Below are 14,260 nucleotides of genomic sequence, written 5' to 3'. Positions count from 1 at the left end.
CCCTGACCTTGAGTCAGAGGGACACCCTCCACACTACCAGCTTTGCGGCGCCCCACAGGCGGGCAAAGGGCGGCCCGCCATCATCCATATTGGCGCAGAGAAAGCCACCGGGCGGTCATTATCTAACACCCTGACAAAGGCGTAATTTTTGTCCCGTGGCACAACTAGCTCGTCCCTCAAAGTCGACCCCATCGTCGATGCGATCACGGTATTGCCGGGGCCGACCAATTCGATTGTCGGGTTTGTCAGCACGCCACTTAGGCGACTGACACTCACTGATACCGGAACACGTCGACCGGCACTGCGACTGACTCGGGAGCCCATTGGCTCACCATCGACACTGTATTCCAGATAAATATCGTTGTAGTCCTGAGCGACCGCATACATACGCCGGGCCAGCATCGCTTCGCGCAAATCGTCTTTGGCTATGGATTTGGCAATCAGTACCGTTTTGGGTAGATCGCCATCGCCCCAGTCGGTACCGTGATGATCCTCTGAACCCACTGGCGCAAGATGCCAGCCTTTATCCAGGGCGTAGCTCAACCAACTGCCGTCAGGTCCGTCGCTGTCGTACTCGCTGCCCTTGCCAAACACTTCAATGCCGACAACTCGGTAATCAGCACCTTCGACATAGCGAAAATCATTGAAGGTAAAGCCGGGGTCGCCCCCCAGTGGCGCCAACACCTCTTCGATAGCATCTTCCCGCCCTGGGTGGTTAAAACTGAGCAAGCCATCGGCGCCGCCGCCAATCTCGGGGGGCAGAACAAACCATTGCCAGAATAGCGCCATGGTCACCGCGTAGCCGGGGCCGGTCTTGGCATTGATGTAATGGTCCGAGAAAAACACATTAGCGTGGCCAAAGCGGTCCGAGGTCCACTCAAAGCCCCGGAAGGCGGTAAAGCTGCTATTGGATGCTTCCTCAGCCTGAGTTTGCGTAGCACGCCATTTCATCAGCGCATCCTGAGGGCGCTCCTTGTCCACCAGCAACAGGCAAAACAGCACGTCCTGGGGCGGACAGTCCCCCCGCCCAACCGTCAGCGGTAGACCCAGATTATCGGAATGGTCGGAGGAGCCGACAAAGTCGAAGCCTTTGGATTCCACCCGCGCATAGACATCGGCGGGGCGGGTCAAAAAGGTGCCATCGGAATAGGCCGTGTGCTCGTGAAGGGCGCCCCGGTAATGGCTGTAGCCTTCTCCGTATTCCGGGTTACAGGTATCGGCGCGGTCGGGCTGGACGAGTTGTTCCAATAGATAGCTGGGGTCGAGCACGTCGCCCAGCGCATCGCCACAACCCTGGGCACTGGGGTTTAGCAGGCAGTTCGATACCAGCGGGCCCAGTAAGTCGCCGAGCAGGCAGCCTTCACTGAAGGGGCTGGCCATACAAAACGGTAAATCAGGCGTCAGTAAGCGACTTAAAGCATAGAGCGGGCAGTCGCTGTGCAGAGGATTGCTCAGACACAAGGTATCGAGACCGCCGCCGCTATCCGGGCCGTCGGCAGGCGAGACCAGCACCGACACCGTGGCCACATCACTATCGGCGCCGTCGTTCACCTCGAGTTCTATGGTTACCGTCGCTGTATCCATCACATCCGGTGCCGCAAAGGTCGTCACAGCTGACTCGGGCTGCAAAATAGAAATAGCCGGCCCCGCAAGCTGACGCCACTGATAGAAGAGGGGATCGCCCTCGGCATCCTCGGCGGTGGCCTGGAGTATCACCTCGTCACCGCTTTGCACAGCATCCGGCTCGGCACCTATTGTGCGAATGTGGGGCGGCTGGTTGGCAACCGGAGTGACGTGAATAAAAACGCTGTCGCTGGCCTGGGCGCCGCTATCATCGGTGGCGGTGAGGCGCGCGATCAGCGTGACAGCATCCGCGGTATTGGGGGCCGTGAACTCCGCATTCAGAGTGTCGGCGCGGTGAATGGTGATCCCTTGTTGCGGTGGATCTAGCTGCCAAAGCACGTCAGTAATACTGCCATCCGGGTCGCTGGCCTGGCCCCGGAGCGACACGGGCTGTCGCGACACAACGGTCTGATCGTCACCGGCATCAACAAGGGGTAGGGCATTGGGCAGGCTATTTGCTACCGTAATTTCGACATCGTCCTCGGCGCTGAAGCCGCCGCTGTCCGTGGCGCGAACGCGAAATCGCGTGGTTTGTGTCTGTTCTACTTGCGGCAAAATCACCGTAAAGCGATCCTGGTCACTGGCCCCATCCACAGTGGCCTGGGGGCCGGCCACCTGGGTCCAGGCGAGGCGGCGAATGCTGCGACCGTGGCGGGCAGAGGTGTCGGCGATCAGGGTGTGGGATTGACCCTCGGCCACCACGACGTTTTCGCCAGCGGAGACCAGGGGTCGTTGGTCGCGATCGGTGTGGGGAAGCACCCTCACTGTGACCTGACTGCGGCCACTGTCCTCACCGTTGGCGCTTTGTGCGCTGGCCTCCACAACCATGTCGGTGGGACTGGCCACATCGGGTGCGGTGTAGCTGTAGCGATTGCCGTCGATGTCCTCATTCAGCACCAAGGCGGGCACACCGCTGGCCTGCCATTGCCACTGGTAGCTGCCGTCGGGGCTGGCACTGGCTCGCAGGGTCTGGCGGGTCTGCGCTGCCACCACGGTTTCACCACTCACGGTCACCGATAGTGTTCCGTTATCCGGCGTATTGTCGTTTTCCTCAGGTATCGGAGGAGTGGGCTTGTCTGACTGTGGGTTATCGTTGCTACTGGACGAACCACCACAGGCGCTCAGGCTAGCCAGCAAGATTAGCGACAGGGCAATCAGGGACAGGGAAGAACCCCTGCGAACAACACGGGATCGCGACACGGCGTACTCCATCGAACTTCTCCACCCAAGAAAGCTGGGCTCAGACAGAAAGTACGAGAGCTTAGCGATAGCCCGTTACAAGCAGGTTAAAGGGTTCTAACTTTCTTTGCGGTGTTCCTTGATCAGTGCGTAAGCCGCCTGAATGTCCTGGGCCTTTTCGGTGGCCAGTTTCATCATCTCATCGGGCAGGCCCTTGGCGGCGAGCTTGTCGGGGTGGTTCTCGCTCATCAGCTTGCGATAGGCCTTTTTAATCTCGGCGTCAGATGCCGTGGCTTCCACACCCAGGACCCCGTAGGCCTGGGCCAACCGGGCACCGCTGTCAGGTGCGGCACCGCCAGTGTACTGGCCACCCTGTTGATAACCGTGAAACTGGCGCTGAGCGCCGGCCATGCGCATCAGGCGATCAAAGTCCGCTGCGCGCACGCCCAGATGCTGGGCTACCCGGGAGAGAATATCCCGCTCGGCGGGGTCGATGCGGCCATCGGCCAGGGCCATGGCCAGCAAGGCCTCGATCAACATCTTGCGCATCAACAGGCGGCGGCCGCCGTGGCGAAGAAAACTGGCAATCTCCGGCTCCAGCTGAAAATCGGCCGCACTGCCCTCTTTGAAGCGGGCGATGGCGTCACGACGGCGCTCGGGTGTTAAGCCCAGTTCGGTCATAATCGCTTCGGCCTGGGCGATTTCCGACTCGCTGACCCGACCATCGGCTTTAGCGACATGGCCCATGACCCGAAACGTGGTGTCAAAGAAGCTGCGCTGCAAGGTCTCTTGCTCGGCGCCGTAGTTAAAACGCATCGCCTGACCCAGGCCGCGGTCAAAGATATGGCCAATAGCCAGGCCCAGCAGCGCCAGCAACGGGCCGCCAACCATAAAACCCAGCACCGCGCCTATCAGTTTGCCCATGTGATCGCTGTCTCCATTTTGGCTGCCGTCCGCAGCGTAAAAAACGCCGAAAATGGTAGCAGGTATTGCCCCAGGCCACACCGGCCTTACCCCCGCCCGCCGCAACTCTGTATAATCCGGTTCTTTTCGAGGCAACACAGCGGGCAGCCGCGGTTAAATAATGGATACCGAAGTGAAACAGGCAGACGTCAGCACGTTCCAGGGCCTGATCCTGGCACTGCAGCAATTTTGGGCACAACAGGGCTGCGTAGTTCTGCAACCCCTGGATATGGAAGTTGGGGCCGGCACCTTTCACCCCGCCACGTTTTTGCGGGCGGTCGGTCCGGAAACCTGGAATGCGGCCTACGTTCAGCCTTGCCGTCGCCCCACAGACGGGCGCTACGGCGAAAACCCCAACCGCCTTCAGCACTACTATCAGTTTCAGGTGGTGATGAAGCCCTCGCCACTGGAAATTCAGGAACTGTATCTGGATTCGCTGCGCATGTTGGGCATCGACCCCAGCATCCACGACATTCGCTTTGTAGAGGACAACTGGGAAAGCCCCACACTGGGCGCCTGGGGCCTGGGCTGGGAAGTCTGGCTGAACGGTATGGAAGTCACCCAATTCACCTATTTTCAGCAGGTGGGTGGCCTGGAGTGCTATCCGGTAACGGGCGAAATCACCTATGGTCTGGAACGGATTGCCATGTACTTACAGGGCGTGGACAGCATCTATGACCTGGTGTGGACCGAGGGCCCGGAAGGAAAGGTGACCTATGGCGATGTATTCCACCAAAACGAGGTGGAGATGTCCCGCTACAACTTTGAAGAGGCCGACGTGGAACAGTTGTTCGGCTTTTTTGATCACTGCGAATCCGAGAGCCAGCGCCTGATCGGCAAGGGCCTACCACTGCCAGCCTACGAAATGGTAATGAAGGCTTCCCATGCCTTTAACCTGCTGGATGCCCGCCACGCCATTTCCGTGACCGAGCGCCAGCGCTTTATTCTCCGGGTTCGCGGGCTGGCCCGGGCCGTCGCCCAGGCCTACTTTGACGCCCGCGCCGCACTGGGCTTTCCGCTGGCCAGTCCGGCCCTGCGTGAGGAAGTCCTCGCCACTATCGAGCGCGCCGCCGAGGAGAACAAAGCATGACAGCTCAGGATTTACTGATCGAAGTGGGCACCGAGGAGCTGCCCCCCAAGGCGCTGCCCGCATTGTCCCAGGCCTTTGCCGACGCCCTGTGCAAGCAATTGCAGGACGCCAACATTCCCTTTGCCCAGTGCACCCGCTACGCCTCGCCCCGACGCCTGGCCGTACTGCTAACAGCGCTGGCGGAAAGTGCAGAGGATCAAACTCAGGAAATTTGGGGGCCACCCGCTAAGGTTGCCTTTGACGACGATGGCAAGCCCACTCGCGCGGCCACGGCCTTTGCCGACAAAAACGGCCTGGACGTAGCTAAGCTGGGCGACTGTGTGGCCAACGATGGCAAGCAGGACAAGCTCTTTATAAAGAAAGACGTACCCGGTGCAGAGAGCACCGCGGTGATCGGCGGCATGATTACCAACGCTCTGGATCAGTTGCCAATTCCCAAGCGTATGCGCTGGGGCGCTTCCCGGGCTGAATTTGTTCGCCCCATCCACTGGCTCACCGTAATCTACGGCCAGCAGGCGGTGGACTGCGAGGTCATGGGCTTCAAAGCCGGCAGCAGCACCCGGGGCCACCGCTTCCACAGCAGTGGCGAGATCAGCATCAGCGATGCCAATGACTACGCGGGTATCCTTGAAGAGCAGGGCAAGGTAATCGCCGATTTCGACCGCCGCCGGGAGATGATTCGCCAACAGGTTAGCGAGGCCGGACAACAGCTCGGCGGCGTTGCTGTTATCGACGACGACCTCCTCGACGAGGTGACGGCATTGGTAGAGTGGCCTGTCGCCCTGGCCGGAAACTTTGAACAGCGCTTCCTGGAGGTTCCCGCTGAGGCTCTGGTCTCATCGATGAAGGAACACCAGAAATACTTCCACGTTGTGGATAGTAACGGCAAACTTATGCCGCACTTTGTCACAGTCTCCAATATCGAGAGTCGGGAACCTCAAAAGGTCATAGACGGCAACGAGCGGGTTATTCGCCCGCGCCTGAGTGATGCGGCGTTCTTTTACGAAACCGATCTGAAAACAACACTTGCCGATCAGCGCGCCAAACTTAAGAACATCGTCTTTCAGGAAAAGCTCGGCACGCTGTTTGATAAAACACAGCGCATTCGCAGCATAAGCGAAATGTTAGCATCAAAGATCGGCGCCGACGCCGATCAAGCCACTCGAGCCGCAGAGTTGTGCAAAAGTGACTTGGTCAGCGAAATGGTCGGTGAATTCGACGACATGCAGGGCATTGCCGGCTACTACTATGCCAAGCACGACGGCGAAGCAGCGGATGTCGCCAGTGCCATGCAGGAGCATTACCTGCCGCGCTTTGCCGGCGATGAACTGCCGCAAAGCCAAGCCGGTATCATTGTCGCCCTGGCAGATCGCCTGGACACCCTGACCGGGATTTTTGGCATTGGCCAGAAACCCACCGGTTCCAAAGACCCCTTTGCGCTGCGTCGGGCCTCTCTCGCGGTGTTGCGGATTCTGATTGAAAAACAATTGCCACTGGATCTTCGGGAGCTGATTCGCTTTGCCATTGCCCAGCACCCATCGCTGAGCGCCGGCGACGACCTGGAAGACACCGTACTGTCCTATATGCTGGACCGTCTCCGGGCCTGGTATGACGACCGAGGTATTTCTGCCGAAGTCTTTATGTCGGTACACGCAAAAGGCATCAGCGCGCCGCTGGACTTTGACCGCCGTATCGACGCGGTGCAGGCTTTTACCCAATTGCCGGAAGCTGCCGCACTGGCCGCGGCCAACAAGCGGGTCACTAATATTCTGGCCAAATCTGACAGCGACACTAGCGGGGCGGTTGATTCCAAACTGTTACAGGAAGATGCCGAGCGCACCCTGTCTGACGCTTTGACAAAGCAGGCCGCCCAGGTAGCCCCCTTGTTCAAGGATGGCGATTACGCTGCCGGTCTCAAGTCGCTGGCGGAGCTGGGCGCACCGGTGGATGCTTTCTTTGACCAGGTCATGGTAAACGTGGATGACGCGGCACTGAGAGATAACCGCCTGCGACTACTGGCTGCCCTTCAGGCGCTATTCCTGGAAGTGGCTGATATTTCTCAGCTGGTTCCCGCCAAAGGGTAAGGGCTGGTGGCGCACACATGGATCGGATATTAGCCTTGATCACCGCATTGCGCTCAGCGCTGTTTTTTACCGGCTACGCCTTGCTGACGGTGTTCTTCAGCTTGACGGGCATCGCGTTGACCTGGTTTTTGCCCTTCCATGTGCGGGGCAAATATTTTGTTATCGGCAATTCCCTGATCGTTAAGTGGTTGTGGGTTTGCTGCGGGGTGAAAACCCGAATCATTGGTACGCTGCCTTCTCGCAGTCCCTATGTGGCGATCTCCAAACACCAGAGCCAATGGGAAACCTTCTATTTACAGTGGTATTTATTTCCAGTGGCAACGGTGGTCAAAAAGGAGCTATTTAGCGTGCCCTTTTTTGGCTGGGCCCTTAGGATGATGAATGCCATCGCCATCGACCGCAGCAACCCCCGGGAAGCGCTGCGGCAGACCTTGGACAAAGGGCTACAACGCTTGAATAGTGGTTATAGCCTGCTGATATTTCCCGAAGGGACTCGCATCCCCCACGGTCAAAAAGGCAACTATGCTCGCAGCGGGGCGCAGATTGCGATCAAGGGTAATGCGCCTGTACTCCCCATTGCCCACAATGCCGGCGCCGTATGGCCTGGCAAGTCCTTTTTGATCAAGCCGGGTACCGTCACTTTGGTAGTGGGTGACCTCATTGAATCTGAAGGAAAAAACTCCAAGGAGCTTATGGCAGAAGTGGAGGCGTGGATAGAAGCGCGATGTCAGGAGATCGGCTAGGCAAAGGGTTCGGACATAACCACTAGCGTGGGCAATAAGAAAGGAAAAAAAGAGGGGAGCATCAGCTCCCCTTTTTATTTATACATCCAGGTTGGCGACCTTGAGTGCATTGCTTTCGATAAAGTCTCGCCGCGGTTCGACGTGATCCCCCATCAGAGTAGTGAAGATCTGGTCCGCCGCGATGGCATCCTCAATGGTAACCCGAAGCATGCGCCGGGCATCGGGATCCATGGTGGTTTCCCAAAGTTGGTCGGGATTCATCTCCCCGAGACCTTTATAGCGCTGGAAGTTAAGACCCCGCTCGGCCTGGGCCATTAACCAGCTCATCACCTCTTCAAAGGTCGATACTTCCTGGCTGCGCTCGCCACGCTGAATGTAGGCGCCATCCTCCAGAAAACCCTGAAGAGTTTCACCCAGTTTAGCGATGGCATCGTAATCAGAGGCCTTGAAGAAATCGCGGTTGAAACGATAGTTAGTGCTCACTCCGTGGGCTATAACTTCCACTTCCGGGACAAAAACATGGAGCTCCTGGTCTTCCACCACCCGCACGTCGTAGCGGAATTGCTTGTCTTTCGCCTCCAGCTCAACAGTCGCTTCAGCCAGTGCCGTGGCCCAGGCATCGACGGCCGCGCGATCTCCCAGTTGGTCAGCAGGCAGGGTAGGGAGATAGACAATCTCCCGCAGTAAGCGGGCAGGATAGACACGGGACAGCCGGTCAATAATGGACTCCACCCGGCGGTATTGGGTCACGATGGTTTCCAGCCCGGTGCCGGTAATGGGAGCGGCGTCCCCGTTAACGTACAGTGCGGCACCATCCAAGGCACTTTGGGTGAGATAATTGGCCAGGGCCGCTTCGTCTTTTAGATACTGGTGCTGCTTGCCGCGACCGATTTTGTACAGTGGCGGCTGGGCGATAAAGATGTGGCCGTTCTCAATCAGCTCCGGCATTTGCCGGAAGAAGAAGGTCAGCAACAGAGTCCGAATATGGGAGCCATCGACGTCAGCGTCCGTCATGATAATAATGGAGTGATAGCGCAGCTTTTCGATATCGAACTCATCTTTACCAATACCACAGCCCAAGGCTGTAACCATGGTGCCCACCTCAGCAGAGGAGAGCATTTTGTCAAAGCGAGCTTTTTCTACGTTCAGGATTTTACCTTTCAATGGCAGTATCGCCTGGCTGCGGCGATCCCGGCCCTGCTTGGCAGAACCACCCGCCGAGTCACCCTCCACCAGGTAGAGTTCGGAAAGGGCAGGGTCTTTCTCCTGACAGTCAGCCAGCTTGCCGGGCAAGCCAGCGATATCCAGCGCGCCTTTACGCCGGGTCATCTCCCGGGCTTTGCGTGCTGCCTCACGGGCCCGGGCCGCATCCAGCATCTTTTGGACAATCTGCTTGGCCTCATTGGGGCACTCCAGCAGGAAGTCAGCAAAGTTGGCGCTCATGGCCTGCTCAACGATCGTCTTCACCTCGCTGGATACCAGCTTGTCCTTGGTTTGAGACGAGAACTTGGGATCGGGAACCTTCACCGAGATAACAGCGGTGAGCCCTTCCCGGGCGTCATCGCCGGTAGTACTGACCTTGGCCTTTTTGGCCAGGCCTTCACTCTCAATGTAGTTGTTGAGGTTGCGAGTCAGGCCGGCACGGAAGCCAGCCAGGTGGGTACCCCCGTCACGCTGGGGAATATTGTTGGTGTAGCAGAAGATATTTTCCTGAAAGCTGTCATTCCACTGCAGTGCTACCTCAACACCAACCTCGTCCACCTCGGTATTAAAGTGGAATACCTTATTTATTGGGTTTTTGTTGTTGTTAAGGTATTCAACAAAGGCGCTCAGCCCGCCCTCGTAACAAAACACCTCTGAATCACCGCTGCGCTCGTCGCTCAGCTCGATATTGACACCCGAGTTAAGGAAGGCCAACTCTCGCAAACGCTTGGCCAAGTAATCGTAGTGAAATTCGATATTGGTAAAGGTGTCTGCTGAGGGCTTAAATCGAATCTCGGTACCGCTGCGATCCGTTTCGCCTACCACCTCCAAGGGAGACTGGGGAACGCCATGGTGATAAACCTGCTCATGGACCTTGCCACCGCGGCGAATGGTCAAGCGCAGCTCTTCGGAGAGGGCATTAACCACTGAGACCCCCACGCCATGCAGACCACCGGACACCTTATAGGTGTTGTCATCAAATTTACCGCCGGCGTGTAGGACCGTCATAATAACTTCGGCGGCGGATACACCTTCTTCGTGTATTTCCGTGGGAATGCCGCGGCCATTATCAGACACCGAAACCGACTCATCTGGATGGATGGTAATTTGAATTTTAGAGCAGTGGCCGGCAAGAGCTTCGTCGATCGAGTTATCCACCACCTCAAAAACCATGTGGTGTAGCCCAGTACCGTCGTCCGTGTCCCCGATGTACATTCCGGGGCGTTTCCGAACCGCATCCAGGCCTTTCAAAACTTTGATGCTGGAGGAATCGTAATCGCGTTTTTCCTCGGTCATTCCTGTTACCTCTGCTAGGTAGATGGTAGTACTTAAGCCGGTTAGAGATTCCGGCCATCCCACGCCTATAGGTGTGAGATTTATATTTTATAAATCCTGTGGGTTCGATGTTTCACGTGGAACACGGACCCGATAAGCTTTTGTGGTCTTATACCCGAGTTGACTCTATACCCCCATGTTCCACGTGGAACACTCTGTAAGAATCAGGGGTATCCATCCAGCCCTCGATCTGTAGATCGTTCTTATCTATCGCCGTGACAAATACCTGGGCCCGAGGTATCTCAGCGAGCTGTCTGAATATTGTTTCCCGCCGATAGATGTCCAACTCAGCGGGTAAATCATCGATGGCTATTACCACATCCAGGCCCTGATTTGCTAACAGCGCCAGCTGGGCTATTTTCATGGCGCTGGCCACTGATTTAATCTGGCCTCGCGACAAGACCTGTGCCGCGGGATAGGCACCACAACGAACATCGATATCCGCTCGATGCGGCCCGCTGCGGGTAAAGCCTTGTTTCGCGTCGGCTTCCCGTTGCCTGACCAGTACCTCTCGCAAGGAGCCCTCAGTCTGGTCCCAGCCATCTTTTAGCCGCATTTGTATGTCAGAAGAGGGGACTGCTTTTTGTCCGTCCTTGCCATCATTATCAAAAGCCGCGTACACCTGTTCGAACAAGGGCAGGAAAGCGGAGAACTGATCCCGTCGGAGCACCGTCAGCTTTTCGCCCGCTTCAGCAAGGGCTTCATCCCAGGGCTGAAACTGCTGCCAATCGCCTATAATACCACGTCTGAGCAGGGCGTTTCTCTGCTTAAGGGCTTTTCGATAACGGCTCCACACATCGAAAAACGCCATATGTTTCACGTGGAACACAGGCCAATCCAAAAACTGTCGCCTTACCGCCGGTCCGCCCTCGAGCAGCTCGAAGCAACGCGCATCCAACACCTGAACAGGGAGCACTCCAGACAACTCAGCTAATGACTTTAGCGTCTGCCCGGCCATCTTTACCAATACCGATTTATCCCTTCCCCGCTGTACCCCCAGCTGAATTTGGTTGGCTTGCTGTGAATCTACTAGCTTTCCTGTCACCAACAAATGAGGTTTATCTTCCTGAATCACCTGCAGCATCTGGCGGGTCCGAAAGGAGCGCGTCATTGAAAGGGTATAAATAGCCTCTAGCACACTGGTTTTGCCGCTACCGTTTAAGCCGAAGATCAAATTAAAACGGCCACAATCATCGAGCCTGACTGATGCCAGATTTCGAAAATTTTCTGCATAGAGCTGTTTAATATGCATTAGGCTGGGCAGCGACCACCGAACGAGCGGGGAGATTGGTAAGGATAGATTAGGGGGAGGGAAGGGGGGCCGAAAATCACTACAGGATTGACGGCCACAGCAAGGGTAGTACTTAAACTCAAAGCCGCATCGGCATTACAACGTACTGACAGTCACCACCTTCCGACTCTTCGATCAGGGCGGAGCTGTTGGCATCGGACAGGGAGAAACGGGCTTTTTCACCGTTAATGGCAGAAAGCACATCCAGCAAGTAGCTGACGTTAAAGCCAATTTCCAAGCTTTCTCCCTCGTAATCAACAGCCACGGTCTCTTCAGCCTCTTCCTGTTCCGGGTTGTTGGCCACTATCTGCAAACTTCCGTCTGACAGCACCAGGCGAATACCCCGGTACTTTTCATTGGAGAGGATCGCGGTACGGGTAAAGGCTTGTTTTAATTCTGCTCGATCCCCTAGTACCACTTTAGTGCTGTTGCGCGGTAATACCCGCTCGTAATCGGGGAATTTTCCATCAATCAGTTTTGAGGTGAACGTAAAGTCGGCGGTGATCACCCGGATATGATTGCTGCCTACGATGACCTCGACCTCCTCGGCCTCGTTCATCAGCAGTCTACCCAGCTCGATGACCCCCTTGCGAGGGACAATTACCTGGGCGCCTTCATCGACGCTAATGTCCCCGTCAAAGGCAGCCATAGCCAATCGGTGGCCGTCGGTAGCCACCAAACGGAGGCGACCATTAGTGACCTCGAACAGCATGCCGTTGAGGTAGTAACGAACATCCTGTTGGGCCATGGCAAAGGCGGTTCTATCGATTAATCGCTTGAGATCGCCCTGCTTCAAACTAAAGTGCTGGCCACCCTGGCCCTGCTCGACACTGGGGAAGTCATTGGCAGGTAAGGTGGAGAGCACAAAACGGCTGCGACCAGACTTGATAATCAAGCGCTGCTCGTCCTGCTGAATATCCAACATTGCCCCTTCGGGCAGGGATTTACAGATATCCACTAACTTCTTAGCAGGGACGGTAATTTCACCGGATTGCTTGGCGGCGTCTTTGTCTTCCAACAGCACACGACCGATCAGCTCGACCTCAAGATCTGTGCCTGTAAGAGACAGCTGTTGTCCATCCAACACCAACTGCACATTGGCCAGAATCGGCAGGGTCTGGCGGCGCTCTACAACACCGGCCACTAGGTTGAGCGGCTTGATCAACGCATCCCGTGAAATCGTAAAATTCATTTCTTCTTTCCCGTTTTGGTAGAGGGTCCGTTATCTCTACACTTTATTATAAAAACCCCTGTTAAAACATCAGGTTGTCAATAATCTAATCAAATTTTGGTAGTCTTCGCGGATATCGGCATCACTCTCGCGCAACTCCTTTATTTTGCGGCAGGCATGAAGCACGGTTGTGTGGTCTCGACCCCCAAAACCCTCACCAATTTCCGGCAAACTGTGATTCGTTAAATCCTTAGATAGGGTCATGGCCAGCTGTCTCGGACGGGCCACCGAACGACTGCGGCGCTTGGACATCAAATCCGACACCTTGATTTTGTAGTACTCCGCTACGGTGCGCTGGATATTGTCTAGGCTGACCTGCTTGTCCTGCAATGCCAGCAAATCCTTGAGAGACTCCTTAATCAAAGGAATATCGATGGGCTTAGCCATAAACCGGGAGCTGGCAATAACCCGCTTCAATACGCCCTCTAATTCACGTACGTTGGAGCGAACCCGCTGAGCGATAAAAAATGCCGCGTCCGAGGGTAACAGTGTCTGCTCCTGCTCGGCCTTCTTCAACAGAATTGCCACACGGGTTTCCAGCTCCGGGGGCTCAACCGCGACTGTGAGTCCCCACCCAAATCGGGACTTCAAACGCTCCTCCAGGCCGCTTATCTCCTTGGGATAGCGGTCGCAGGTCAGGATCATTTGCTGACCACCCTCGAGCAGCGCGTTAAAGGTATGGAAAAATTCTTCCTGGGAGCGCTCCTTGCCGGAGAAAAACTGAATATCATCGATCAGTAAGGCATCCACCGAGCGATAGTAGCGTTTGAATTCATTGATGGCGTTGAGCTGCAAAGCCTTAACCATATCGGCAACAAAACGTTCAGAATGGAGATACACCACTTTGGCGTTGGGGTTTTGCTGTACCAGCGCATTGCCCACCGCATGCATCAAATGGGTTTTACCCAAGCCCACTCCACCGTACAAAAACAGTGGGTTGTAAGCCCGACCGGGGTTTTCGGTAACTTGAGAGGCCGCGGCACGTGCCAGCTGGTTGGATTTACCCTCAACGAAGGTATCGAAGGTGTAACCTTCCATCAACGAGCTCTGGTGACGAATCCCGCCTTCCACTTCCACCTGCCGCTTGCCGCCACCTCCGGTGACAAGCCCTGGGCCATTCCCAAGTCCGCTGTTAGCTGCGATGGGTACCACGCCGGAATCCACCGATGCAGATTGTAAGGGCACCCGGCCGTCCTGCTCATCCAGCAGATCCCGACTGCGTTCGGTCGAGCTGTGCTGTTGCTGCCGCGCAAACACCGGGCTTACCCGGCTTCGTTCCCCCACATCCAAGCGTACTTCCGGCCGTGACTCGGGAGGGGATAACTCCGACACCAGCTCTGCAATACGACCAAAAAAACGGTCGTTAACCCAATCCCTGACGAAACGGTTAGGCGCGTAGAGGCAAATTTCCCCATCACTGGCTTCAATACGAAGTGGGCGTATCCATGTATTGAATTGTTGGCTTGGCAGTTCATCCTGTAGATGCGCCAAACATTTATTCCATGTCGATTCCGACAA

The 14,260-nt window shown here is 56.2% G+C and carries 9 protein-coding genes; 3 read left to right on the top strand and 6 right to left on the bottom strand.

Annotated elements, in window-relative coordinates; translation table 11 throughout:
• Nucleotides 1–33 precede the first annotated feature (33 nt).
• Nucleotides 34–2,823 (bottom strand): PKD domain-containing protein, encoded by a 2,790-nt coding sequence (locus I6N98_RS00045; RefSeq protein ID WP_198569801.1) that lies wholly within the window; start codon nt 2,821–2,823, stop codon nt 34–36.
• 96 nt (nt 2,824–2,919) lie between these two features.
• On the bottom strand, nt 2,920–3,726 hold the full coding sequence (djlA, locus tag I6N98_RS00040; RefSeq protein WP_198569800.1) for a co-chaperone DjlA: 807 nt from the start codon (nt 3,724–3,726) through the stop codon (nt 2,920–2,922).
• A gap of 172 nt (nt 3,727–3,898) precedes the next feature.
• On the opposite strand from djlA, the gene glyQ reads away from it, so the two are divergent.
• Genes glyQ through I6N98_RS00025 form a run of 3 tightly spaced genes read left to right on the top strand, consistent with a single transcriptional unit; the run spans nt 3,899 to nt 7,682 of the window.
• The gene (gene glyQ / locus I6N98_RS00035) at nt 3,899–4,855 is read left to right on the top strand and encodes a glycine--tRNA ligase subunit alpha (RefSeq protein WP_198571486.1); all 957 of its coding nucleotides are present in this window, start codon (nt 3,899–3,901) and stop codon (nt 4,853–4,855) included.
• Nucleotides 4,852–6,939, top strand: coding sequence for a glycine--tRNA ligase subunit beta (gene glyS, locus I6N98_RS00030; protein WP_198569799.1), 2,088 nt, complete (start codon nt 4,852–4,854; stop codon nt 6,937–6,939). Before glyQ ends, glyS begins: the two co-directional genes overlap by 4 nt.
• A 17-nt stretch (nt 6,940–6,956) precedes the next feature.
• Nucleotides 6,957–7,682, top strand: a complete 726-nt coding sequence (locus I6N98_RS00025) for a lysophospholipid acyltransferase family protein (protein ID WP_198569798.1) — start codon at nt 6,957–6,959, stop codon at nt 7,680–7,682.
• A 78-nt stretch (nt 7,683–7,760) separates the two neighbouring features.
• Here I6N98_RS00025 and gyrB read toward each other — a convergent pair whose 3' ends face one another.
• From gyrB to dnaA, 4 genes are all read right to left on the bottom strand, one after another.
• Entirely contained in the window at nt 7,761–10,181 is a 2,421-nt protein-coding gene (gyrB, locus tag I6N98_RS00020; protein ID WP_198569797.1) for a DNA topoisomerase (ATP-hydrolyzing) subunit B, read from the bottom strand.
• A 148-nt stretch (nt 10,182–10,329) separates the two neighbouring features.
• The gene (gene recF, locus I6N98_RS00015; protein WP_198569796.1) at nt 10,330–11,472 is read right to left on the bottom strand and encodes a DNA replication/repair protein RecF; all 1,143 of its coding nucleotides are present in this window, start codon (nt 11,470–11,472) and stop codon (nt 10,330–10,332) included.
• Nucleotides 11,473–11,590: 118 nt separating this feature from the next.
• Nucleotides 11,591–12,703, bottom strand: coding sequence for a DNA polymerase III subunit beta (gene dnaN, locus I6N98_RS00010; RefSeq protein ID WP_198569795.1), 1,113 nt, complete (start codon nt 12,701–12,703; stop codon nt 11,591–11,593).
• A 69-nt stretch (nt 12,704–12,772) separates the two neighbouring features.
• Complete coding sequence (gene dnaA / locus I6N98_RS00005; RefSeq protein WP_420496974.1) at nt 12,773–14,233, bottom strand: chromosomal replication initiator protein DnaA; 1,461 nt, start codon at nt 14,231–14,233, stop codon at nt 12,773–12,775.
• Nucleotides 14,234–14,260: the final 27 nt, after the last annotated feature.

This window comes from Spongiibacter nanhainus, from assembly GCF_016132545.1.
Classification (GTDB): Bacteria; Pseudomonadota; Gammaproteobacteria; order Pseudomonadales; family Spongiibacteraceae; genus Spongiibacter; species Spongiibacter nanhainus.
This window is presented reverse-complemented; position numbering and strand designations above follow the sequence as displayed.